The sequence below is a fragment of the Pedobacter sp. MR2016-19 genome (assembly GCF_014947265.1).
In the GTDB taxonomy this organism is placed as follows: Bacteria; Bacteroidota; Bacteroidia; order Sphingobacteriales; family Sphingobacteriaceae; genus Pedobacter.
Window position 1 is genome coordinate 122,108 of sequence record NZ_JADCNK010000009.1, and the last position, 23,052, is coordinate 145,159.

Sequence of the window (23,052 nt, forward strand, 5' to 3'; positions counted from 1 at the left end):
TATCTAAAATAATCAAACTGCATTAAATTTTATATATTTTGTTTTTTTGTTCTTTGTTTGTAACCGTCAAATATAGTGTATTTAATACACCATGTATATAATTTTTATATTACCAAATTCTCCCGGCTTTTTAATTTAGTTGGATCTATCTTTGCAGCCACCTGTATATCAGGCAGTTTATTCAATCCGTTAATTAAATAATCCAAATCTTCCTTATCAATAAATTCTTTAATAATAATAAAAAAATCAACCTTGCTCATCTCCGGAATTAGAAAACCATCGCTGCTTTTATTACAAATTAAATAGTATTCTACCTCACCTTGCTCTACAAAAAAGTAATATTTAGAGAAAGACCAGGCGGGTTCGTCGATATTAAAAAATATTTCGTGGTCTTCTATTTTTTCAAATTGTGTATTTAACCGGGTATTAATTTTGTGGCAAAGCACATAGTCTTTTAGGGGTGCTGTGATCGCAATTAGTATAAAATCAAGGTCTAAGGTAAGTTTTAGGTAAGTCTTATTCAAAGCGAAATAAATTATTTACAGAACGAAATTAAAAAACTAATTCTATATTCGCTGTGTTATTGAGATACCAAAATTACGTATCGAAATAAAAACATTTGAAAATTGTAAGAATTTATTTTTCTTTGCACAGAATTATTTAACCATTAAATTATAAAATTATGTCTGATATTGCTTCAAGAGTTAAGGCTATTATCGTAGAAAAACTAGGTGTTGACGAAAGCGAAGTTACGCCAGAGGCTTCATTCACCAACGATTTAGGTGCAGATTCTTTAGATACCGTAGAGTTGATTATGGAATTTGAAAAAGAATTCAATGTAGCTATTCCTGATGATCAGGCTGAAACCATCGGTACAGTTGGCCAGGCGATTGCTTATTTGGAAAAAAACGTTAAATAGAATTACGCTTTTTCAGTATAAATGGAATTAAAAAGAGTAGTAGTAACAGGGTTGGGTGCGCTCACTCCTATAGGCAATAATGTTCCCGATTTTTGGGAAGGATTGACTAACGGGGTGAGTGGCGCTGCTCCTATTAAGGGTTTTGATACTGAAAAGTTCAAGACCAAATTCGCATGTGAGGTTAAAAATTTTAATCCTGAAGATTTTTTGGAGAAAAAAGAAGCCCGCAAGCTAGATCCATTTGTACAATATGCTCTTGTAGCAACAGATGAGGCTGTGAAAGATGGTGGTTTTGATTTTGAAAAATTAGATACCAATCGGATCGGAGTAATCTGGGGTGCGGGCATAGGTGGATTGAAAACTTTTTTGGATGAGATCTCGAATTTCGCCAAGGGAGATGGTACGCCAAGATACAATCCATTTTTTATCCCTAAAATGATCGTAGATATTGCCCCAGGGCATATCTCTATCAAATACGGCCTGCGTGGGCCAAATTTTGCAACTGTTTCGGCATGTGCTTCTTCAACAAACGCAATGATAGATGCATTTAACTATATCCGTTTGGGTATGGCTGATGTAATTATCAGTGGCGGTTCTGAAGCGATCATCAATGAGGCAGGTATGGGTGGTTTTAATGCCATGCATGCATTATCAACACGTAATGAAGATCCGGCAACGGCATCGCGTCCTTTTGATAAAGACCGTGATGGCTTCGTAGCTGGTGAAGGTGCAGGAACCATTATTTTAGAAGAACTTGAACACGCAAAAGCAAGAGGTGCAAAAATTTATGCAGAACTTGTAGGCGGTGGAATGAGTGCAGATGCAAATCACATCACAGCACCTCATCCTGAAGGTTTGGGCGCTAGAATGGTAATGACCAATGCACTGAAAGATGCTGGTTTAACAACTGCTGACATAGATTATATCAATGTACACGGCACTTCTACGCCACTAGGTGATATTAGTGAAACCAAAGCCATTGGTACATTATTTGGTGAGGATGCTTATCGTTTAAACATCAGTTCAACCAAATCAATGACTGGCCACCTTTTAGGTGCTGCCGGAGCTATTGAGGCTATTGCAGCAATTCTTTCTGTTAAAAATGATATTGTTCCTCCAACAATCAATCACTTTACAGATGATCCTGCATTTGACCCTAAATTGAATTTTACTTTTAACAAAGCACAAAAACGTACTGTTAGAGCTGCTTTAAGTAATACATTCGGTTTTGGTGGCCATAATGCTTCTGTTATTTTCAAGAAATACGAAGATTAATTTAGAACAGCACTGCTATATAATTTTGTATGCTAATTAAAAATAGATAACTTAGTTAAATATGCTGATTAGCCGTTAATTGTGTTATTTATTTAATGCCGATATTAAAATTATATAAACTTTATCTCTCTCCTGAAAAGGAGTTTGTTAAAAAGCTGAAAAACATTTTAGGCTTTGTTCCAGGCAATGTTACGCTCTATAAAATGGCGTTCAGACATCGCTCTGCAGCAAAAATTTTAAAAAATGGAAGCAGAAGCAGCAATGAGCGCCTGGAATTTTTAGGCGATGCTGTTCTGGGTTCGGTAATAGCAGAGCTGCTTTTTAAACATTATCCCTACAAAGAAGAAGGTTTTTTAACAGAAATGCGCTCGAAGATTGTAAACCGGGCTAATTTAAACCAGCTGGCAAAAAAAATTGGTTTTGATAAACTCATCCAGTTTGATCAACGATCAGTGAGTATACAAACCAAACACAATTCGATGTTGGGCGATGCTTTTGAAGCCATTATAGGTGCCATTTATATGGATAAAGGGTACAATTTTACCAAAGAATTTTTATTGCGCAGAATTGTAAAACCACATATCGATATTCATACCCTTGAACTTACTGAAACCAATTTTAAAAGTAAATTAATTGAGTGGTGCCAACGCCATGGTAAGGATGTATTGTTCGAACTGGCAGAAAATGGTGAAGGCGAAAGTGCCAAACTATTTACCATTAGCGCAGTAGTAGAAGGCGAAAAAGTGGGTACCGGAAGAGATTACAACAAGAAAAACGCAGAAAAATTAGCAGCTGAAAAAGCTTGCGAAACATTGAGTATATAAAATTTCACTGAATCACTTGCCATTGGGTTAGCTGTTTACGATCTTAAACTTAATTGCTTTATTGCTGGGATTGTTAAATTGTTGGGAATAATCGATTAATTGTCGATACGGGTTAAAACTTCAGACCTCCGACACCGGACTTCGGACTTTATTCTATACACCCAAAACTCCAAACGCCCAACTCAAAACTCAGGACTAACCCCTACTTTCCTTTCCCCAGCGTATCTGTAAATTTCTTTGAGGATTCTTTAATGTATTTAATATAATCGTAACTGTTCCAGTATTGCGCTTTATCAAATTCGGGCCGGCAGTTTAGCATGTACTTTTCTAAGGTATCGCCTCTTAATTCTGTATTGTTTTTAATAATGCTCTGATTAAAATACACATCAATCTGCGATTGCTTGATTTCATTATCGGCATACCTGCCAAATCTCCGTGCATTTTTAGGATCGCTACCAAGGAGGTTATACAAAGCATTTAAGGGGCTAAATATGGCAGACAAAACCGTTGTTTTTCCACCGTTGTAAACCCCCTTGTTTTTAAACTCCTGCTTAATTTCATCCAAATCCTGTTTTTTTGTATTTCCTCTGATAGTTACATCATCCAGGGTGGTGCTTCCTCTAACCAGGTAAACTACCAGATCTTTTTCGCTGTTTACCACCACACGCTGATCGATCAGGTCTCGTTTAATTACCAGCAGCGTATCACCGATTCTCGCTTTTAACTGAAATAGACCAATATCATTGCTTCCTACACCTATTCCCGTCCGCAGGTTGGTAATTTCTGATAATGCAATTCTGATATTTGAGCCTTTTTCAATTACCACACCTTTCACAATAAAATCCTGCGCGTTTGCGAAGAAACTGACTGAGGTAAAAACGAAGAGTATAAAGGCAAATTTAAAATTTTTCATGGTATGTTAATTTGTGTGTTTCAAAGTATCGGTATATTTCTTAGCCGATTCTTTGATATATTTAACAGCATCGTAATTGCTCCAATTAAGAGTCATGCTGCGTGTTGGGTAATAATCAAGCAAAAACTTGTCCAGATCTTTCCCGGTTAAGGAAGTATTATTCGACACCAAACTTTTATTAAAAAATTTGTCTACCTCGATCAAACTTAGTTCTTTTTTATAATAACGGTTAAAATTACGTGCTCTGGTTGGCGTTTTTCCAAAAAGCTCATAAAAAAATGTTATCGGATTTCCTCCAAATGGGTTTAGCAGAATTAATGGAGGTTTACCGCCATAAAATGAACCATTTCTTCTCAGGTCTCTTTTTATGCTCTCCATTTCCTGTTTTTTGGTCTGCCCTTTAACTGTAACCTCGTCTAGCATGGTACTTCCCCTGATCAGGTAAACAACCAGGTCATCATTTGTTTTAACCACTATCTTTTGCTCATTCAGATTTCTTTTTTGAATGAACAGTGTATCTCCAATCCGGGCATTTAACTGAAATATGCCAATATCGTTACTGGTTGCGCCCGTCTTACTACGGATGTTCGTAATACTGGCCAGAGCAATCCGCACATTTGAACCTTTTTCGATTACCACACCTTTCAGCACAAAATCCTGGGCCTTTATTTTTAGACCTTGCATTAAGATAATTGATAGAAGAATAATTTTTAAATGCTTCATTGTGTAAAATGGCAAGTTAAATTATCTGATAGCGCAGATTAGGTTTCTATTTTAACAGCAGATAGGTTTTTGTTGTTTGTTTCCAGCCTTACTTGTTACATCTTAACCATGAAACTAATATATTCCTTAATGAAGATTAAAAAATACAACCCTATCTACCAATATTTTTTGTAAAATTAACATTTATTAACCTTGCAAACTGTTAAATAAACGTTAAGAATCATAAGAAATGAGCAGGTAGATTTTTATTCATTTATTCAACATTATATTCTTTATGCCCATAATTATCGTTTTCCACATTTAGGGAAAGGTTCTGCATCCTTTAGGTAACAGGTCCTGCCAAAAACTACTCCACATTGTACATAAGCCGATCGATAACTATCGGATGCAGCAGGCATCCAGATTTTTCATCGGTGTAAAGTGCAATGTTATTAAGTTAAGCCATTAGGCATAAGAAATAATTTAACCACAGATAGGAAGGATGCACACAGATATGAAAATCCGTGTTTATCTGTGCTCATCTGTGGCTAAAACCCTTAATTTAATGAAATTGGGATAAAGCATGGCTGCGATTCTCAAAGAAACACTAAAAGCTGATTTTCTAAATAAAAAATGTTTTATTATATGAACTATAGCTCTGCACCTTAACCATTATTATTTCTCCTTTCGGCTTAAAACCCTATCTTTGCGCATGATAAAATCCATGACAGGATACGGCTTAGCAACAGCCGATTATGCAAACGCAAAGTATAGTGTCGAAATCAAATCGCTCAACAGTAAATTTCTGGAGCTGAATTTAAAATATCCTAAAGCTTTTTCCGATAAAGAGTTGATTCTGCGCAACATCTGTAGTAAAGATATCGAAAGAGGAAAAGTAAGTTTAAGCATCAATGTAGAACGCACCAATGGTGAAGTTACAGGTGCAACCATCAATACCGCACTATTAAGTCATTACTACAAGCAGCTTATTGCTGTTAATAACGAATTAGGGGCTGACAGCAGTAACTTATTGCAAACTGCATTAACTTTTCCTGATGTAATCAGTTACAAGGAAGAAAGTGTAAGTGAAGATGAGTGGAACCATTTATTTCAGATTTTCAACTCGGCTTTGGCCAATTTTAACAAATTCAGAGAAGATGAAGGCTCAGTTTTAAAAGCCGATTTAGAACTAAGAATTAAAAACATTCTTTCTTATTTCAAATCAGTTGAGGAATTAGAACCTAAAAGGATTACTGCAATCCGCGATAAATTTACCCAGTTTTTAGACGATGCGGTAGGCAAAGTAAATATAGATCAGAACCGTTTCGAACAGGAATTGATTTATTACATCGATAAAATCGACATTACCGAAGAAAAAACACGTTTAAAAAGCCACTGCGATTATTTCTTGCAAACTTTGGCAAGCAAAGAGGCAAATGGTAAAAAAATGGGGTTCATTTCACAGGAAATTGGACGTGAGATTAATACTATGGGAGCAAAAGCAAATGATGCCCAAATGCAACAGTTTGTTGTAGGTATGAAAGAAGAATTAGAGAAGATAAAAGAACAATTACTGAATGTGTTGTAGCGTTAGGCGGAAAGCGATAAGCGCTTAACGCCAAACGCCAATCGCAAAACTTTAAAAAATGCAAGGCAAATTAATCATATTTTCGGCACCATCAGGAGCAGGTAAAACCACTATAGTACATCATTTATTAACGAAATTTCCTGAGCTGAGCTTCTCTATTTCTGCGACTACCCGCGAATTGAGGGGTGCTGAAACACATGAAAACGATTATTATTTTATTAGCAAGGAAGAGTTTTTACATAAAGTAGCCCGCCAGGAATTTGTGGAGTTTGAAGAGGTTTATAATGGAACTTTTTATGGCACCTTACGCTCCGAAATCGAGCGTATCTGGAATGATGGCAAACATGTAATTTTCGATATTGATGTAGAAGGCGGTATCCGTTTGAAAAGAAAATATGAAGAAGATGCTTTAGCCATTTTTGTTCAGCCACCCTCATTAGATGTTCTAAAAGAACGTTTAAGCGGCCGTGGAACAGATAGCCCTGAAAAATTACAGGAACGTTTTATCAAAGCTGAAAAAGAACTGCTTTATGCAGATAAATTTGATGTGATTTTAAAAAATTACGACCTGAGTACAGCTTGTGCAGAAGCAGAGCAGTTGGTAGGAGATTTCTTGAAAAGTTAGCAGTTTATAGTTTCCAATTCTCAGTTTTGGGCGCTCTAAAATATTGTTTGGTTAAATATTAAAGTCACTTTATGGGCGATTTTTCTGATTTATGATCGAACTCAGCATTACAAAGCGACGAAGTTGGAAAAATTGCTAAATCGCATGATAAATTTCCCCGAGAAATATGGTGTTGTTTAATTTTAATTGGCATATTCAACTGAAAACCGCCAATTGAAAACTGTAAACTAATAAAATGAAAACTGGTCTTTTTTTTGGTTCATATAACCCCATCCATGCCGGCCATTTAATTATTGCCAATTATATGGCCAACCACACGGCGCTTAATGAAATATGGCTGGTGGTATCTCCCCATAATCCTTTGAAAGATAAAAGTGGCTTAACCAATATGTACGACCGCTTGGAAATGGCCAAACTGGCTACTGAAAATGCAGAACATATCCGCGTAAGTGATATTGAATTTGCATTGCCGCAGCCTTCTTACACTATTGATACACTTACTTATCTTCATGAAAAATACCCTGAAAAAGAATTTGTGCTGATTATGGGTGCTGATAACCTCGCTTCATTTAAAAAATGGAAAAATTACGAGGTGTTATTAAAAAATTACCAAATTTATGTGTACCCCCGTCCTGGAGCAAATGTTAGCGAATGGGAAAACCATCCTGCAATTACTTTTACCAATACCCCTTTAATGGAAATATCCTCTACTTTTATCCGAAAGGCCATAAAGGAGAAAAAAAACGTTCAGTTTTTTCTTCCTGATAAAGTAATCGACTTCATAGAGGGTAAAGGAATGTACAGATAGCATCAATCTTTATTACCATAAATCAACAGGCTTACAACAAATTGTATTAAATCGATTACTTGGTTTGGTTTTTGTTTAATTAGGCTTTAGATGATTAATTTAGCAGCTGATACAACAAAACACGTGAGAAAAAATTTATTTATATTTATTGCCCTTTTCGGCACTGCATTTTCTGTAAGTGCGCAACAAAAAACCTATTTAGAATTATTGGCCAACCAACCGAAATGGGTTGATTCGGTTTTTAACAGACTTAATCGCAGAGAGCGTATTGCGCAGATGTTCTTTGTCAGGGCGCATACCAATTTGGGGAAAAAATATACTGATTCTGTTGGTCAGGTAATTAAAAAAGAACAATTGGGCGGTGTGATCTTTTTTCAGGGAGGTCCTGGCCGACAGGTTTTAGCTACTAATGCTTATCAAAAACTGAGTAGGGTACCTTTAATTGTGGCAAATGATGGCGAATGGGGTTTAGGTATGCGTTTGGATAGTACTATTTCTTATCCTTATCAAATGACTTTGGGCGCCATTCAAAACAAAGAATTATTGTATAAAATGGGCTTGGAAGTGGCTAAAGACTACAAGCGCATGGGCATGCAGATGAATTTAGCTCCTGATGCCGATATTAATAATAACCCTAAAAACCCCGTAATCAATTACCGTTCTTTCGGCGAAAACAAATATAACGTAGCCAATAAAGTTGCCGCATATATGAAAGGTATGCAGGATGGTGGTTTATTAACCACGTTGAAACATTTCCCCGGCCATGGCGATACTGATGTAGATTCTCATTATGATTTACCGCAGCTTACCTTCTCCGCTACACGCTTGGATACTTTAGAAATGTATCCTTTTAAAGAGCTGATTAAACAAGGTGCTTCGGGTGTAATGATTGCCCACATGAATATCCCATCATTAGATGCTACCCCAAATCTGCCTTCTACCCTATCCAAACCGATTGTTACTGGCATTTTGAAACAGAAATTAGGTTTTAAAGGGTTAATCATCTCCGACGCAATGGATATGAAAGGCGTTGTAAAATATTTTAAGAATGGTGAAGCTGATTTAATGGGCATTATTGCGGGTAACGATATCATAGAACTATCAGAAAATAGCGATAGAGCCATAAAACTGGTGCGTAAAGCCGTAAGACAGAATCGTGTAAGCATGGCCGAAATTGATCAAAGCGTACGTAAGATCTTAACTGCAAAATATTGGGCTAGCTTAGCCAAGCGCGATACCGTTGTAACCCAGGGTGTTGTTGCTGGTGTAAACCGCAACTCGAGCAATGCATTAGTACAGGAACTGGCCAATGCATCCGTAACGCTGTTAAAAGGCAAAGATTATATTAAGCGGCTCATCCCAATCAGGAGAACGGCCATTATCAGCATTGGCGTGCCTTCGGTTACCACTTTCCAAAAAGAGGTTTCTAAAGGATATTACAACTCTGTTTATTATGTATTGGATAAAGATGCAAGTGCCACACAGATTTCGAACATTGCCCGTGAAATCGGCGCATTTGATCAGGTGATTGTAGGCATCCACGATAACAGATCAAGACCTGCTAATAACATGCCTCTAAATGCAGGTGTAAAGAATTTTATTAAAGAATTATCAGCTAAAAATGCTGTTTTTGCCTTGTTTGCAAATCCATATAACCTTGCTGGCTTATCTGGATTAGAAAATAGCAAAGGTTTAGTGGTAGCCTATCAGAAAGAAGATTTCATGCAGATTTCTGCAGCAGCCGTAATTAATAACAGGTTAGTACCAACAGGTAAATTACCAGTAAGTATTGCTCCATTTTATAAATTTGGTGAGGGGTTATAAAAGACCACAAAGACAAGAAGGCACAAGGAATTAGTATTTTGTCATTCTGAGCATAGCGAAGAATCTTTTACCACGGAAAACTATCTATCATGTTATAATTCTTTGGACTTACCTTTAAGCCTTTTCCCAAAACAATTTCGCCTCCAAAACGATTATTTAATAATAAAACCTCAATGTTATGATAGATCCAGAAGACGACAATTATTCGAACGATCCGAACGATGCCTTACGCAAAGAAGACGACGTAGAAAATATCAACGAAATTAGTGGCGATGATACCAGTATTGAACATGATAAAGATCTACTGGAGCAAGCTGACGAAGCTTCAAGAGCCTCTTATGAGCTAAACCTCGATGATGAGGTAGACGAAGATGAGCTAAACGATTAACAAGAAAGCCGTCCTGATGTAAAAATCGGAACGGCTTTCTTAATTTTTAGGTTTCGGTTTTATCGCTCGGACTTAAGCCTTACACCGACTACCTTAAACCTTTACTTAGCTTTCGCTTTATAAGTTTCAGGATTTACCGCCGTTGTGGTCCAGCCTTTTAAAAACGAAGTAATTTTTTTAACGTCATGTCCAACTTTCTTTTTGCCATTAGCCGCAACTTCATCCGTTTCTAAATAAGAAGAATTTTCAATATGCAATACTTTTCCTTTGCCGTCTAAAATTAAAAATACCGGGAAACCAAAACGTTGAGGGTAACCCAGGCTCGCCAAAACGCTTTCATTTTTATTCTCCGGGCTGTAATTAACCAAAACGGTTTCAAAATTATCGTTGATGTATTTTTTTAATGTAGTGGTGCTGTCAACCAGGTTATGGAACGCGATACACCAGGTACACCAATTTCCTCCAACCTGTAATAAAACATGTTTATTTTCTTTAGCCGCTTTTGCAACAGCAGCAGCAATTTCCGCCCTGGCATCGGCCTGTGGGTTATAAATATGAACACCTTCTTTTTTCGCCTGACTAAATGCTGCAGTCGAAATCAGCACAGCAGTTAATAAAATGATTAATTTTTTCATGATTTTCGATGAATAATAATGTCAAATGTAATAAAGGCTAGCAACTTTGTAGATGATTAGCAAATTCTTTACAGAGCGGAAACATTGGTTATTAATGGATTTAAATCCTGCAAAGTAGGTTCAATTGGTTTTTAATTTTATATCTGATATTCTCCATCATCCGTCTCACATTTTCCATCTTCCATTTTTACTTATCTTTACCTTGTAATGGATTTTTTAGACATACATACCCACAAAGTTGCCACCCAGCCTGGGGTAATCAGCATTCAAAGTTTGTCGTTAACCAACGATATCTTTTTAGCGATGCCTAAAACCAAGCCAATTTCTGTTGGACTTCATCCCTGGTTTGCGAAAATTGATCACCTGGAACTGCAGATGAAATATCTAAACGTTGTTGCGAATCAAACAAATGTAAAACAGATTGGAGAGTGTGGTTTAGATCGGCTAAGGGGAGAAAATCTGGAAAATCAACTTGTTATTTTGGAAAAGCAGATCGAACTGGCAGAAAAAATCAATAAACCCCTGATTTTACACTGTGTTAAATGTTTTTCAGAGTTAATTGCCACTAAAGAACGATTAAAAGTCAAAGTGCCGATGATTATCCATGGTTTCAACAAAAATGAGCAACTTGGCAAACAATTATTAGATAAAGGATTCCTTTTATCTTTTGGAATTGCCGCTTTAAAAGAGAATTCTGGTGCAGCTAAACTGATTCAAAGTACAGATCACTTTTTCTTAGAAACTGATGATGCAGATGTTTCGATTGAGGAAATTTACCAGGCTGTAGCCATTTTAAAAAAATGTACAGTTGATGAACTTAAAGCTCGTATTTTTGCTGACTGGAATAAATTGAATTTAATATAATTTTTTTAAACACTATTTAAAAACTAACATTTTTAGTAAATTAATATACAGGTTATTCTCATTACCTAAATTTTATATTAAAGATTACTATAATTCCTTTAAATTGATTTAATGCAACTAAAAAAAGAGCTTTTACAACAAATACAATCCATCATAACCTACTCAAAAGAACGAGCAGTACGTTCCGTTGAAACAGAAAGGATGATTATGTATTGGAAAATCGGTAAAGTTATTTTTGAAGAAGAACAATCGGGTAAAGATAGAGCCGGTTATGGCGAATACCTCATTAAATCTATATCCGATGAGTTTCAGCCACAACTAGGAACAGGATTTTCAATTCGTCAATTGGAAAGAAATAGGCAGTTTTATCGTGCTTTCCCAATTGCGTCTGCACTGCGGACGCAATTCAGTTGGACACATTATAAAATCCTGATAAGCATTGATAATCAAGACAAAAAAGATTTCTACATTGCTGAGGCTGAAAAAAATAATTGGTCAGCAAGACAACTAGAAAGACAGGTAAATAGCCAATTATTTGAACGCTTATTACTGAGCAACGATATTGAATCTGTTTTAGCCATAGCTAGAGCTGAAAAACAGCCAACAGAACCAACGCAGATTATCAAAGACCCAATGGTATTAGAATTTCTGGGACTGAAAAAAGAAACAGCTTACTACGAAAAGGATTTAGAGACAGCTATTCTTACGCACCTACAAGATTTTCTGTTAGAAATTGGAAACGGCTTCTCATTTGTGGCACGACAGAAACGCATACACATTGATGGAGATGAATTTTTTATTGACCTTGTTTTCTACAATCGGCTTTTACAGTGCTTTGTAATAATTGAGATTAAAACAACCAAGCTTAGCCACCAGGATATGGGGCAATTACAAATGTACGTAAACTACTACGATCGTTTTGAAAAACAAAATTTCGAGAACCCAACCATTGGTATTCTATTATGCACCGATAAAAACGATGCAGTAGTAAAAATATCACTGCCTGAAAACAATAAAACTATTATAGCAAGTAAATATCAACTTTATCTACCTACAGAGCAGCAATTAATGGATGAAATGAAAAAAGAAATTGAAAAAATAAAGAATTTATAGAATATATTATGTCTGATGTTAGCTGGCTTTCGCGCTCTGCCCTCCTTCTTGGGAATGATGGAATAGATAAACTCCAATCGAAACATGTTTTGGTAATCGGTTTAGGTGGAGTGGGTTCTTTTGCTGCCGAATTTATTTGCCGCTCAGGAATTGGAGAAATGACTATTGTTGATGGTGACGTGGTAGATCCAACCAACCGAAACAGGCAGCTACCCGCTTTGGCAACCAATCATGGTGTAAGTAAAGCCGCAATTATGCAGGAACGTTTACTGGCTATTAACCCCGAATTAAAACTTCATGTGGTTAATACCTTTCTAACGCCTGAAAAATGCAGGGAAATTTTAGAATCGAAATTCGATTACATTATGGATTGTATTGATAGTGTGATGCCTAAAATTACTTTATTAGGAACTGCATTGGAAAAAAACATCCCAATCGTGAGTTCGATGGGTGCTGGTGGTAAAATGGATCCGACACGATTGAGAATTACACTTCTTCCTGACACTTATCAATGTGTATTTGCAAGTTATGTGCGCAAAAGGTTGAATAAACTTCCTAATGCAGGAAAAATAAAAGCAGTTTTTTCTACAGAAGAAATGGATAAAAATTCTATGATTATGACGGATGGAAGTAATTTCAAACGTTCTGCTTATGGCACAGTTTCTTATCTGCCCGCAGCATTTGGTGGTGCATGTGCATCGGTGGTGATTCGCGATTTGCTCGGCCTGCCCATCGAAATGGCCGAACGTCCGGCAAGGATCAGTCATAAAACACTTAATAAAAGGAAAAATAAAAATCCAAATAGAAGTTAAATTATTGATATCCTGATTTCGTGCAGATTTTAAATTGTTGTAAGTTAGGGTAAAATAATAATGAGTCTATAGTAGCCACCCCGCCCTATGGGTACCCCTCCAAAGGAGGGAATTAGAAAAACAATATGCCCCAACCCCTCAAAATTCTTCAAGCCTCCGCAGGTTCTGGTAAAACGTTCAGTTTAACTGCACATTATCTCACGTTGCTTTTCAGCGGCGATAATAAATACCGCGAAATTTTAGCGGTAACCTTTACCAATAAGGCCACGGAGGAAATGAAAACCAGGATTCTGGAGGTATTGTTAGGATTGGCAAAGGGTAATCCATCAAAAAAAATCGAAGATTATCGGAAAATCATTTTACTCGCCTATCCGATATTAAGCCCTCAGGAACTGCAGTTTAAAGCAGATAAAATTTACCGTAAAATTTTGCACGATTACAGCCGTTTTTCAGTGAGCACCATTGATGGTTTCGTGCAAAAAGTAATCCGGGGTTTTGCTTTCGAACTGGGCCTTAATGCCGATTATAATTTAGAAATGAATTATGATAAGGTGAAAGATGATCTTGTAAATAAACTGGATGAAGCTTTAGATCATAATAAACAACTTTTGCAATGGATTATCGACCTGGCCATCGAACGTATCAGCGACAATAAAAGCTGGAATTATAAATTTGAACTCTATAACCTGATTGGTGAAATATTTTCGGAACGTTTCCAGATTTTTGAAGATGCGGTTAGCGCTTTAGGTTTAGAAAACATCGACGAATTATTTAAAAAATACATCAGTATTACCAAGGCAGAAATCAAGAACTTTGAAGAGGAACTGGTTTTGCTGGCAACAGAAGCTAACGAAGCTTTAAATGTAATCGGGGTAGAAACTGAATACCTAAAAGGAAAATCGAGAAGTCCGCTGGCTAAAATTATTCTGGTTGCCAGGGGCGATTTTTCAAAGATTGAACCACTTTTCAATTTAATTGATGAATCTGATGAGTGGTTTCAAAAGAATGCAAATTTTCCTGAAGCTTATGATACTGTAAATCCGATCCTGCAAAAGTTAAAAGCGCATTATTTAACGCATTTACCGAACTACAGTTTGGCTATCGCTTTTAATAAAAACCTCTATTATTTAAGGTTGATGCAGGAAATTGCTGTGTTATTGAAAGAATACCGGGCCGAAAATGATAACCTGCTGATCAGTGATGCACAAAAACTGATTTCGGGAATTACAGAAGATGCCGGCGACAATCCTTCTTTTATCTGGGAGAAAGTTGGTAACCGCTACCGTAATTTTTTATTCGACGAGTTTCAGGATACCTCTACAAGTCAATGGGGAAGTTTTAAATCACTCTTGACCAATGCAATGGCTATGCCTAGTCAGGATTTAATCGATCACTTGATTGTTGGCGACACAAAACAGTCTATTTACCGCTGGCGCAATGGAGATTGGAACATTCTTCATAAACATGCCAAGTTAGATGTTGGTGCTGAAAATGTATTGGAAGAAAGTTTGGAAGAGAATTACCGGAGTGCTGAAAACATCATCACTTTCAATAATTTTCTTTATAAGGCTATCCCATTAACGTTGCAGAACGAACTGAACGAAAACCTCGCTACCAAACCCGAAAGCATTTCCAAATGGTGGCAAGAACAGCATTACCAACAAATTATTACCGATATTTACGGTGGCTCTACCCAAAACTTTGCTACCAATACCTTAAAAGGTGGAACGATTAAGATTAAAAAGTTTGGTAAAGATCATGCACCTCATGAAGCCCGGTTTACAGAAACTGTTTTTAGAGATATAGCCTTAGATGATATTGTTGAAGAAATAAATCACCTCAAAAACGAACAGCAGTATGCGCTAAAAGATATTGCCATTTTGGTTCGTTCGAACAGCGAAGCTTTATTAACTGTTAAAAAATTAATGGAACATAGCTTGCCTGTTTTGTCTGGCGATGCATTATTGATTTCCAACAACTCAGCCATACAGCTCATTATTAACACTTTAAAAGTAATTATTGGTTTAGAAGCACAAACAGCATTATATAAAGCCAACTGTATTGCACTTTATCATTCTCTGCATGAAAAAGAGATTGATGCCAATTATTACTTCAACCTTAGCAATAAACCTTTAAGTACACTTACCACGGTTTTACCGGTTACTTTGTGCGAAAACTGGCAAAGCTGGTTGCAGCTTCCGCTGCCCGAACTCGTAGAAATTTTAATTGAAAGCTACGGTTTAAAAAAATTAACTGCCAATCTTCCCTATCTGCTGGCGTTTAGAGATCTGACTGCTTCTGCCGGAAAACTTGGTGAAAAAGGCATCATTTCATTTTTAACCTGGTGGGAAGAAGACGGCATTAAAAAATCATTGCCATCGCCTGAAGGTGCTGATGCGATACAGATTATTACTATCCACAAATCGAAAGGTTTAGCTTTTAGGGCTGTTTTTGTTCCTTTTTGTAATTGGGAGATCAAAGGCAAACCCAATAGCACTTTTTGGGTTTCATCAGAAGAAACAGTTTATAAAGAATTGAAAGGTATCCCTTTAAAATACAATGAAGCATTGGCCGATTCGGCAATTGCAAAGGCATATTACGAAGAACTTCTTTATAATAATATGGATGCCCTTAATATGCTTTATGTGGCTACCACACGATCAAAAGATTACCTCTACATTGCTACAATGGCCAAAAAGGAATTGAAATTATCCAATATGGGTGATGTAATCAATTTCACTTTTGATGAGCAGTTTGATGAAAACGGCGTGTACGAAATTGTAGAACCTGTAACTGTTGAAAGTAAAACTGAAGATTCGAATTTCATCAACTTAACTAGTTATCCAACCACAACCCGTTTATCGGAGCTCTATGTTCCCTCAGCAGAAAAACATTTAAAACATCTGGTTAACATTGAAAAATCAGGCCGAAAAGGGTCCTTATTACACGATATTCTAGCCAGTGCAAGTAATACCAAAGAAGTAGAAGATTATACAATAAACCTGGTTTTGCAGGGCATTATCAAAGAAGAAGAAAAGCAGAAATTAATCGATTCCGCACTGGAAGTATTGAACAATCCCGAACTGCAGGCCATTTTTGCTAACGCAAGCGAAAGCATTGTAGAAAAAAACATCATTGATGCCAATGGCAAACTGCACCGTCCTGATCGGGTTTTGATTAACGCCGATGAAGTAATTATCCTTGATTATAAATTTACGTTGGAAGAAAGCGATAAACACATCGAACAGGTAAATAATTACAGAACCTTACTTACTGAAATGGGTTATCACAATATCAAAACCTATGTTTTCTACGCAGTTAAAGGCAAATTGAAATTAGTATAATATGCAGATGAAACCATTTTTACAGGAAGTTGCCGAAGATTTAGTTGCCCGGTTTGGAAATCAGCTGAAAAACTGTGCGATCATTTTTAACAACAAACGTCCATCTGCGTATTTGCAGAAACACTTTGCTGATATCATCGGGAAACCATTTTTCAGTCCGTCATTTTTTACCATACAGGAATTCTTTGCCAATTCTACCAGTTATAAAATAGCCGATTTTTACCTGCAGTTTTTTACCCTTCACAGAATTTATAACCAACTGCTCGCAGAAGAGAAGCTGGAAAACATATCAAGTCACAAATTTTTTCCTTTAGCAAAGATCATCTTAAGCGATTTTAATCAGATTGATGCGGACCTGATTGATGCTGAAAAATTATACCGCGATCTGGAAGATATATCTGTTATAAACAAGGATTTCGATTATTTAAGTCCCGAACAATATGAATTTCTTTCCCAGTTCTGGACTTCCTATTCAGAAGGAAAACATAAAAAACAACAGGAGCTTTTCATCAAGATGTGGCGAAGGATGCCCAAACTTTACCATAAATTCCATGCAACGCTCAAAGAACAGGGATATTTAACTAATGGTTCCGTTTACCGCCATCTGGCTGATGATATTACGAATCACCAGGAATTTATTTCGAATTTCGATAAAGGTAAGATCATTTTTGTTGGGTTTAATGCATTAAGCAGGGCCGAGGCTAAAATATTTACCCAGCTACAAGATGCTGAAAAAGCATTATTTTATTTTGATGCCGATCCCTATTATTTAGATGATGTTTCGCAGGAAGCAGGTTTGTTTTTACGTAAAAACATCAACCAGCTTGGATTGAAAAATGAATTTGCAGGACAGGAAAGTTTGATGAAATCTGTCCCACACCAGGTCAATGTTTTTAAGGTTCAGGGACAATCTGCACAGGCCAAAATCCTGAACAATATTTTAAGAGAAGACTATACAGCAGCCGAAACTGTTGGGAAAACAGTAGTAGTTTTGGCAGATGAGAGCCTGCTGATCCCCACGCTACAAACGATACCTACAAATCTGAACGGAAAAGAAATCGACCTCAACGTCACCATGGGTTTTGCTTTATCAACCTCAAGTATTTTTGGGTTGGTTGATTTATGGTTAGGGAGTCAGCTGGAAATTTTACAGCGGGACAAAATAAGTTATAAAAATGTAGAAGCTTTTTTAACGCATCCTTTAACGGGCCTTACCCAGAAAATGCGGGATAAAATTTTAACCGCACTATTGGAAGAAAACAAGGTAGAGATCGATCATAAACGCCTGTTAAGACAAAGCGGACTGTTTGAGACTTTTTATAAAAAAATCGATGATCCGCAGCATGTGGTTACTAATTTACTGGATGTACTGGATTATGTGTTAACCCGCTTATCAAATGCAAAAACACTTAAAAAAATCGATGCGGAACTGTTTGTAAAAACCATACAGGAGTTGAACCGTTTGCACGATACGTTTAGCAACCATATCGGGAAAGAGGAAATTCCTTTTGTAATTTACCTCGTCCAAAAATCGCTTCAGGCCATCGCTGTACCGCTTTCAGGCGATCCGCTGAATGGCATTCAGGTGATGGGATTGCTTGAAACCCGCAACTTAAATTTCGATAAAGTGGTTATTTTAGGTTTTAATGAAGGTATTATTCCAAAATCATCCATTGGCAATAGTTTTATTCCTGATTCCATCCGTCGTGTTTATGGCCTTCCTGTCCTCGAAAATCTTGATGCCATTTCCTCTTACATGGTATACCGCCTATTACAGAGAGCAAAGAATATCAATTTTGTCTATAATAGCCTAACCGACGAATCTACTTCAGGTGAAGCCAGCAGGATTTTAAAGCAGCTTGAGTACGAAAGCGGGTTCGATTTCACCTATAATGAGCTTAATCTGGAGGTAAAAACCGAACCTTTTAAAGAAGTAAAGATCGAAAAGACTAATAATGCGTTTATCCAGGAAACACTTCAAAAATACCTCGATAAAAAGAAGGTGCTTTCGCCTTCGGCACTCACTCAATACATTTCCAACCCGATAGATTTCTTTTTCAATTATATTGCAGGTATTAAAGAACCTAAAGAGATTAGTGCAGTAGTAGAAGCCAACGAAATTGGTTCGATTCTGCACAAAGTGATGGAGTATTTTTACGAGGATTTAAAGTCTGCTGAAATTACTGCGGAGCGCATTAAGGAGAAACGCAAACAGATTCCCAGTCTGATACAAAAAGCCTTTAATGCTGTGATGTTCAAAAATCCAGATATGATAATGGAATACAAAGGCATGCAAAAGGTTATTTTATCTATTGTAGATGCGTATGTGAATATCATTTTAAATCAGGATGAAGCGCAAACCCCTTTTAATATTATTAGTTTAGAACAAAAGGTAGAGGCTGAAATCAGTTTTCCGTTAAGAGGGAATGAAGCCAGCGTTAAAATTTTTGGCTTTATCGATCGTGTTGATGTTAAAGACGGCGTTACTAAAATTATTGATTATAAAACCGGTAGTGACAAGTTAACTTTTAAAGATATTCCAGAGTTATTCAACTCTGACGGCAAACATATTAATAAAGCGTTGATCCAAACCTTATTATATACTTATGCTTACGAACAATTTTCGGGCAAAAGTTTTGTAGAGCCAAATTTATATGTAGTAAAAACCATGAGCGCAGATGGCGTTTGGTTTAAATCGGGCAGGCAAAATCTATCGGGAGCCTATTTAGAAGAAATCAAACCAGAATTTCTTGCCGAATTAAGAAAAAAACTGACCGAACTTTTTGAAGCGCCTTATTTTGTGGCCAGCGCAGTTGAGGATAACTACAAATACTCTATTTATAAAACTTTATTTGGGAAATAATTAAAAGCAAAAAATTTGTCTAAATAGAACTTTTTTCAACATCTTACTGGCAGGAACGTAAGTAGTCTATTTAAATAAGGGGATATTTTTAAATGGCATGCTGGTTTATAAAAATTCCCAGTAATTATCCCTATTGATAACATGTGCTGCCTCAGGAATATATTTTTCCATAAAAGCATTAGGAAACTTTACTTTTACTTTAGGATTCCATTTTAGTTCAAAAACTGTTATTTTGTTATCCTGTTCCTCAATATAATCTATTTCTGTTTTACTTACGGTTCGCCAAAAATAAGTATTGCCATAAAAGCCACTATAGGCCAGGTTTTTTTTCCGTTCACTTATAATAAAGTTTTCCCACAAGGCACCGATATCATTACGTTGAGCAATCGGCGAAAAATTATTAATGATGCTGTTTCTGATCCCATTATCATAAAAATAGATTTTCCGGGAAGAGCTAATCTCATTTCTTAAATTTCGGGCCAAAGGATTTAAGCGAAAGACCACAAATGATTTTTCAAGCAGATCTATGTAATTGTTAACCGTTGCCTTGTCAATACCTACAGTTTGGGCAAGCTCATTATAAGAAACCTCATTTCCCACCTGCCAGGCAAGGGCCTGCAAAAGTTTTAAAAGCGCATCCGGTCGACGAATACCACCCGCTTCTAAAATATCCTTATATAGATAACTTCCAGCAAGATTATTTAATATTTCTATCGCATTTTCGCTATGATTAATTACATCAGGATACATGCCAGTTATCAAAAATTCCTCCAAACGTGGGTGAATTTTGGCAAAGGAATATTGATCCTTCAATTCCCGCCAAGACAAAGGATATAATCTGTACTCCCACTTACGACCTGTAAGAGGTTCATTAATCTGACTTGCAATTTCCAACGCTGAAGAACCAGATATGAAGAGCTGAACATCTTTGTTAGCGTCAATGATCATCTTTGCAGTTAAACCTATATTTTCAAGTCGCTGTGCCTCATCAAATACAACAACCTTAGCCTCGCCGATAAAAGTATTAATAAAGGCTTGTGTTGGATTGTTCCATAATAGTCTTACGCCAGGGTCATCTCCATTGATGTAGAGATAATCACTAGTTAAAGAGCCAGCGATTTTATTAATCAGCGTAGTTTTACCTACCTGTCTTGGACCAAGTACAACTATTGCTTTTTTAAAATCAACCTTACTTTCTAAAGTTGGCTGTAACGCTCTTTTAACCATAAACTTCAATTCCCCAAATATAGCTATTTTTGGGGAATACAATCCCTGAAAATAGCTATATTTGGGGAATAAATTAATTTAATTCAAATGTAAAATCAGGGATAATAAAAGAATATGTTATTATAAATAAAAGACATTTATAATTTTCGTTACAAAAAAATTGCCTTTATCTCTAAGCTTATCTTTAAAAATGCTAACCTTAAATTTCACAAAATTCCCGGTTCTTGAAACCGAACGCTTAATTCTTCGTGAACATGATCTTAATGATGCCGAAGCACTTTTTGCCATGCGCACCGACGAAAATGTAATGAAATACATTGACAGGGAAAGACCAAAAGACATTTTTGAGATCAAAGACTTTATATCCCGTTTCAGAAATGGTTATGAAAACGGCGATAACCTGGCCTGGGTAATTGCTTTAAAAGAAAAGCCTGAAAAAATGATTGGTTCTGTTGGTTACTGGCGCACCGATTTTGCCAACCACCGTGCCGAGATCGGCTACATGCTGCACCCTGATTATTGGCGACAAGGAATTATCTCCGAAGCACTGAAAAAATCAATTGCTTTTGGTTTCGAAGAAGTGAACTTGCATACCATCAGTGCAAACATTAATGTAGAAAACGATGCTTCAAGACAGATGCTGCTCAAACATGGCTTTGTAAAAGAGGCCCTTTTTAAACAGGATTATTATTTTAGGGGCCAATTTCTTGATAGTGAAATTTATGGATTATTAAATCCTAATCATTAAGTTTAGATATAATCGGAACCAAATGTTTTTGATGAAGATATTTCGGAAAAAGCAAAAGCTTTGATACAATAAGCTTATCAAAAACACAATCGCCCAATATTATTTCTTCTTTTGACAAATAAACAAAAAAAACCGCTTCAAAAAGGCTAAATAATTAAGAGAATTACCTATAATTATTACAAAACATAGGCATTATAGCCTTTGGTTTCAAAGCGATTAATAATTATATTTGCCACCGTTATTAAAATTTACAATGAGAGAAATCCAATTTAGAGAAGCACTACGCGAAGCCATGAGCGAAGAAATGCGTAAAGATGACCGCGTTTTTTTATTAGGTGAAGAAGTAGCAGAATATAACGGTGCGTACAAAGTAAGTCAGGGTATGCTTGATGAGTTTGGTGCGAAACGCATTATCGATACCCCGATTGCCGAACTAGGTTTCGCAGGTATTGCAACTGGTGCAGCAACAGCAGGCCTTATTCCAATTGTGGAATTTATGACCTTTAACTTCTCATTAGTAGCTATCGATCAGATTATCAATGGTGCTGCTAAAATTTTATCAATGAGTGGTGGTCAGTTCTCATGCCCTATGGTTTTCCGCGGCCCAACAGGTAACGCAGGTCAATTAGGTGCACAGCACTCTCAAAACTTCGAAAACTGGTTTGCAAATACACCAGGACTAAAAGTAGTAGTTCCAGCTACACCTTACGATGCAAAAGGATTATTAAAACAATCAATTATAGATCAGGATCCGGTTATTTTCATGGAATCTGAAGTAATGTACGGCGACAAAGGCGATGTTCCTGCAGAGGAATACTATATCGAACTCGGTAAAGCTAAAGTAACTAAAGAAGGTACTGATGTAACCATTGTAACTTTTGGTAAAATGTTAACCCGCGTTGTAAACCCTGCGGTAGAAGAGTTAACAAAAGAAGGGATTAATGTAGAAGTTATTGATTTACGTACTGTACGTCCTATCGATTATGATACCATTATTGCATCCGTTAAGAAAACAAACCGTTTGGTTGTGGTAGAAGAGGCCTGGCCATTGGCATCTCTTTCTGGCGAGATTGCTTTCATGGTACAAAAACATGCATTCGATTATTTAGATGCACCGGTTTTACGTATCACTTGTGCAGATGTTCCACTTCCATATTCACCAACTTTAATTGCAGCAAGCTTACCAAATGCTGAGCGTGTAGTTAAAGCGGTAAAAGAAGTAATGTACGTTAAAAAGTAATTAAAAATTGTAGTCTGAGCTTAGCCGAAGACCAAAAGATATAAATCCTCCAAAGCAATTTGGGGGATTTTTTATTTTAAACCTTGCAGGTTTTATATTCCAAAAACGAAATGCTCAGGTTAAATAAACCCGACAGTAGAGTAAAACCCGAAGGTGAGGAACGAGCCAAGGCTTTGCAGCGGATAGCGGGGTTTTCGCAACCGAAGCACACTAAACCCTGCTTTTCAAAAGATTGAACACCTAAGCAATGCTTATGAATTTTAATAGCAGGAAAAAACCCTGAAATAAATTTACTTCGTAGCTTTCCGCTGCGCTACAGGTCAGGGTGACGATCGGATTA

At 36.6% G+C, this 23,052-nt stretch carries 20 protein-coding genes; 15 read left to right on the forward strand and 5 right to left on the reverse strand.

Annotation, left to right across the window (positions count from 1 at the left end; genetic code table 11):
* Positions 1 to 104 precede the first annotated feature (104 nt).
* A complete protein-coding gene (locus IM793_RS13645; RefSeq protein ID WP_138818787.1) occupies positions 105 to 524 on the reverse strand; it encodes an IPExxxVDY family protein in 420 nt (139 codons plus the stop codon).
* A gap of 158 nt (positions 525 to 682) precedes the next feature.
* Between IM793_RS13645 and IM793_RS13650 the strand changes: the two genes are divergently transcribed.
* From IM793_RS13650 to rnc, 3 genes are all read left to right on the forward strand, one after another.
* Positions 683 to 919 (forward strand): acyl carrier protein, encoded by a 237-nt coding sequence (locus IM793_RS13650; RefSeq protein ID WP_008508386.1) that lies wholly within the window; start codon positions 683 to 685, stop codon positions 917 to 919.
* 21 nt (positions 920 to 940) lie between these two features.
* Positions 941 to 2,194 carry a beta-ketoacyl-ACP synthase II gene (gene fabF / locus IM793_RS13655; protein WP_121287478.1) on the forward strand — a complete coding sequence of 418 codons (1,254 nt, stop codon included), beginning with the start codon at positions 941 to 943 and terminating at the stop codon, positions 2,192 to 2,194.
* A 95-nt stretch (positions 2,195 to 2,289) separates the two neighbouring features.
* Positions 2,290 to 3,018, forward strand: coding sequence for a ribonuclease III (gene rnc, locus IM793_RS13660; RefSeq protein ID WP_121287475.1), 729 nt, complete (start codon positions 2,290 to 2,292; stop codon positions 3,016 to 3,018).
* A gap of 202 nt (positions 3,019 to 3,220) precedes the next feature.
* Here rnc and IM793_RS13665 read toward each other — a convergent pair whose 3' ends face one another.
* Positions 3,221 to 3,931, reverse strand: a complete 711-nt coding sequence (locus IM793_RS13665; protein WP_193422214.1) for a hypothetical protein — start codon at positions 3,929 to 3,931, stop codon at positions 3,221 to 3,223.
* A 6-nt stretch (positions 3,932 to 3,937) separates the two neighbouring features.
* Positions 3,938 to 4,654, reverse strand: a complete 717-nt coding sequence (locus tag IM793_RS13670; RefSeq protein WP_193422216.1) for a hypothetical protein — start codon at positions 4,652 to 4,654, stop codon at positions 3,938 to 3,940.
* 703 nt (positions 4,655 to 5,357) lie between these two features.
* Between IM793_RS13670 and IM793_RS13675 the strand changes: the two genes are divergently transcribed.
* The 5 genes from IM793_RS13675 to IM793_RS13695 all read left to right on the forward strand — a co-directional run bounded on the left by IM793_RS13675 (position 5,358) and on the right by IM793_RS13695 (position 9,866).
* Positions 5,358 to 6,221: a YicC/YloC family endoribonuclease gene (locus IM793_RS13675; RefSeq protein ID WP_193422218.1), complete on the forward strand. Its 864-nt coding sequence runs from the start codon at positions 5,358 to 5,360 to the stop codon at positions 6,219 to 6,221.
* Between the two features lie 58 nt (positions 6,222 to 6,279).
* Positions 6,280 to 6,846 carry a guanylate kinase gene (gene gmk, locus IM793_RS13680; protein ID WP_193422221.1) on the forward strand — a complete coding sequence of 189 codons (567 nt, stop codon included), beginning with the start codon at positions 6,280 to 6,282 and terminating at the stop codon, positions 6,844 to 6,846.
* A 235-nt stretch (positions 6,847 to 7,081) separates the two neighbouring features.
* Positions 7,082 to 7,654 carry a nicotinate (nicotinamide) nucleotide adenylyltransferase gene (gene nadD / locus IM793_RS13685; protein WP_193422223.1) on the forward strand — a complete coding sequence of 191 codons (573 nt, stop codon included), beginning with the start codon at positions 7,082 to 7,084 and terminating at the stop codon, positions 7,652 to 7,654.
* A gap of 90 nt (positions 7,655 to 7,744) precedes the next feature.
* Positions 7,745 to 9,478: a glycoside hydrolase family 3 protein gene (locus tag IM793_RS13690; protein WP_193422225.1), complete on the forward strand. Its 1,734-nt coding sequence runs from the start codon at positions 7,745 to 7,747 to the stop codon at positions 9,476 to 9,478.
* Positions 9,479 to 9,656: 178 nt separating this feature from the next.
* Positions 9,657 to 9,866, forward strand: coding sequence for a hypothetical protein (locus IM793_RS13695; RefSeq protein ID WP_193422227.1), 210 nt, complete (start codon positions 9,657 to 9,659; stop codon positions 9,864 to 9,866).
* A gap of 101 nt (positions 9,867 to 9,967) precedes the next feature.
* Here the strand turns inward: IM793_RS13695 and IM793_RS13700 are convergent, their stop codons facing one another.
* Positions 9,968 to 10,501, reverse strand: coding sequence for a thioredoxin family protein (locus tag IM793_RS13700; protein WP_193422229.1), 534 nt, complete (start codon positions 10,499 to 10,501; stop codon positions 9,968 to 9,970).
* Between the two features lie 207 nt (positions 10,502 to 10,708).
* Between IM793_RS13700 and IM793_RS13705 the strand changes: the two genes are divergently transcribed.
* The 5 genes from IM793_RS13705 to IM793_RS13725 all read left to right on the forward strand — a co-directional run bounded on the left by IM793_RS13705 (position 10,709) and on the right by IM793_RS13725 (position 19,497).
* On the forward strand, positions 10,709 to 11,365 hold the full coding sequence (locus IM793_RS13705) for a TatD family hydrolase (RefSeq protein WP_193422231.1): 657 nt from the start codon (positions 10,709 to 10,711) through the stop codon (positions 11,363 to 11,365).
* Positions 11,366 to 11,476: 111 nt separating this feature from the next.
* Positions 11,477 to 12,478: a YhcG family protein gene (locus tag IM793_RS13710; protein WP_193422233.1), complete on the forward strand. Its 1,002-nt coding sequence runs from the start codon at positions 11,477 to 11,479 to the stop codon at positions 12,476 to 12,478.
* Positions 12,479 to 12,486: 8 nt separating this feature from the next.
* Positions 12,487 to 13,290, forward strand: a complete 804-nt coding sequence (locus tag IM793_RS13715; RefSeq protein ID WP_193422235.1) for a ThiF family adenylyltransferase — start codon at positions 12,487 to 12,489, stop codon at positions 13,288 to 13,290.
* A 125-nt stretch (positions 13,291 to 13,415) separates the two neighbouring features.
* Positions 13,416 to 16,634, forward strand: coding sequence for an exodeoxyribonuclease V subunit beta (locus tag IM793_RS13720; RefSeq protein ID WP_193422237.1), 3,219 nt, complete (start codon positions 13,416 to 13,418; stop codon positions 16,632 to 16,634).
* Positions 16,635 to 16,641: 7 nt separating this feature from the next.
* Entirely contained in the window at positions 16,642 to 19,497 is a 2,856-nt protein-coding gene (locus IM793_RS13725; protein WP_193422239.1) for a PD-(D/E)XK nuclease family protein, read from the forward strand.
* Between the two features lie 105 nt (positions 19,498 to 19,602).
* Here IM793_RS13725 and IM793_RS13730 read toward each other — a convergent pair whose 3' ends face one another.
* Positions 19,603 to 20,724 (reverse strand): ATP-binding protein, encoded by a 1,122-nt coding sequence (locus IM793_RS13730; protein ID WP_193422241.1) that lies wholly within the window; start codon positions 20,722 to 20,724, stop codon positions 19,603 to 19,605.
* Between the two features lie 190 nt (positions 20,725 to 20,914).
* On the opposite strand from IM793_RS13730, the gene IM793_RS13735 reads away from it, so the two are divergent.
* Both IM793_RS13735 and IM793_RS13740 read left to right on the forward strand, forming a co-directional pair.
* The gene (locus tag IM793_RS13735; RefSeq protein WP_193422243.1) at positions 20,915 to 21,472 is read left to right on the forward strand and encodes a GNAT family N-acetyltransferase; all 558 of its coding nucleotides are present in this window, start codon (positions 20,915 to 20,917) and stop codon (positions 21,470 to 21,472) included.
* 253 nt (positions 21,473 to 21,725) lie between these two features.
* The gene (locus IM793_RS13740; protein ID WP_121287443.1) at positions 21,726 to 22,712 is read left to right on the forward strand and encodes a pyruvate dehydrogenase complex E1 component subunit beta; all 987 of its coding nucleotides are present in this window, start codon (positions 21,726 to 21,728) and stop codon (positions 22,710 to 22,712) included.
* Positions 22,713 to 23,052 lie beyond the last annotated feature (340 nt).

Excerpts from the sequence above, each read along its gene's own strand:
- IM793_RS13650 (WP_008508386.1), top strand. The coding sequence starts at position 683 with ATGTCTGATATTGCTTCAAGAGTTAAGGCTATTATCGTAGAAAAACTA.
- fabF (WP_121287478.1), top strand. The coding sequence starts at position 941 with ATGGAATTAAAAAGAGTAGTAGTAACAGGGTTGGGTGCGCTCACTCCT.
- rnc (WP_121287475.1), top strand. The coding sequence starts at position 2,290 with ATGCCGATATTAAAATTATATAAACTTTATCTCTCTCCTGAAAAGGAG.
- IM793_RS13665 (WP_193422214.1), bottom strand. The coding sequence starts at position 3,931 with ATGAAAAATTTTAAATTTGCCTTTATACTCTTCGTTTTTACCTCAGTC.
- IM793_RS13670 (WP_193422216.1), bottom strand. The coding sequence starts at position 4,654 with ATGAAGCATTTAAAAATTATTCTTCTATCAATTATCTTAATGCAAGGT.
- IM793_RS13675 (WP_193422218.1), top strand. The coding sequence starts at position 5,358 with ATGACAGGATACGGCTTAGCAACAGCCGATTATGCAAACGCAAAGTAT.
- gmk (WP_193422221.1), top strand. The coding sequence starts at position 6,280 with ATGCAAGGCAAATTAATCATATTTTCGGCACCATCAGGAGCAGGTAAA.
- nadD (WP_193422223.1), top strand. The coding sequence starts at position 7,082 with ATGAAAACTGGTCTTTTTTTTGGTTCATATAACCCCATCCATGCCGGC.
- IM793_RS13690 (WP_193422225.1), top strand. The coding sequence starts at position 7,745 with ATGATTAATTTAGCAGCTGATACAACAAAACACGTGAGAAAAAATTTA.
- IM793_RS13695 (WP_193422227.1), top strand. The coding sequence starts at position 9,657 with ATGATAGATCCAGAAGACGACAATTATTCGAACGATCCGAACGATGCC.
- IM793_RS13700 (WP_193422229.1), bottom strand. The coding sequence starts at position 10,501 with ATGAAAAAATTAATCATTTTATTAACTGCTGTGCTGATTTCGACTGCA.
- IM793_RS13705 (WP_193422231.1), top strand. The coding sequence starts at position 10,709 with ATGGATTTTTTAGACATACATACCCACAAAGTTGCCACCCAGCCTGGG.
- IM793_RS13710 (WP_193422233.1), top strand. The coding sequence starts at position 11,477 with ATGCAACTAAAAAAAGAGCTTTTACAACAAATACAATCCATCATAACC.
- IM793_RS13715 (WP_193422235.1), top strand. The coding sequence starts at position 12,487 with ATGTCTGATGTTAGCTGGCTTTCGCGCTCTGCCCTCCTTCTTGGGAAT.
- IM793_RS13720 (WP_193422237.1), top strand. The coding sequence starts at position 13,416 with ATGCCCCAACCCCTCAAAATTCTTCAAGCCTCCGCAGGTTCTGGTAAA.
- IM793_RS13725 (WP_193422239.1), top strand. The coding sequence starts at position 16,642 with ATGAAACCATTTTTACAGGAAGTTGCCGAAGATTTAGTTGCCCGGTTT.
- IM793_RS13730 (WP_193422241.1), bottom strand. The coding sequence starts at position 20,724 with ATGGTTAAAAGAGCGTTACAGCCAACTTTAGAAAGTAAGGTTGATTTT.
- IM793_RS13735 (WP_193422243.1), top strand. The coding sequence starts at position 20,915 with ATGCTAACCTTAAATTTCACAAAATTCCCGGTTCTTGAAACCGAACGC.
- IM793_RS13740 (WP_121287443.1), top strand. The coding sequence starts at position 21,726 with ATGAGAGAAATCCAATTTAGAGAAGCACTACGCGAAGCCATGAGCGAA.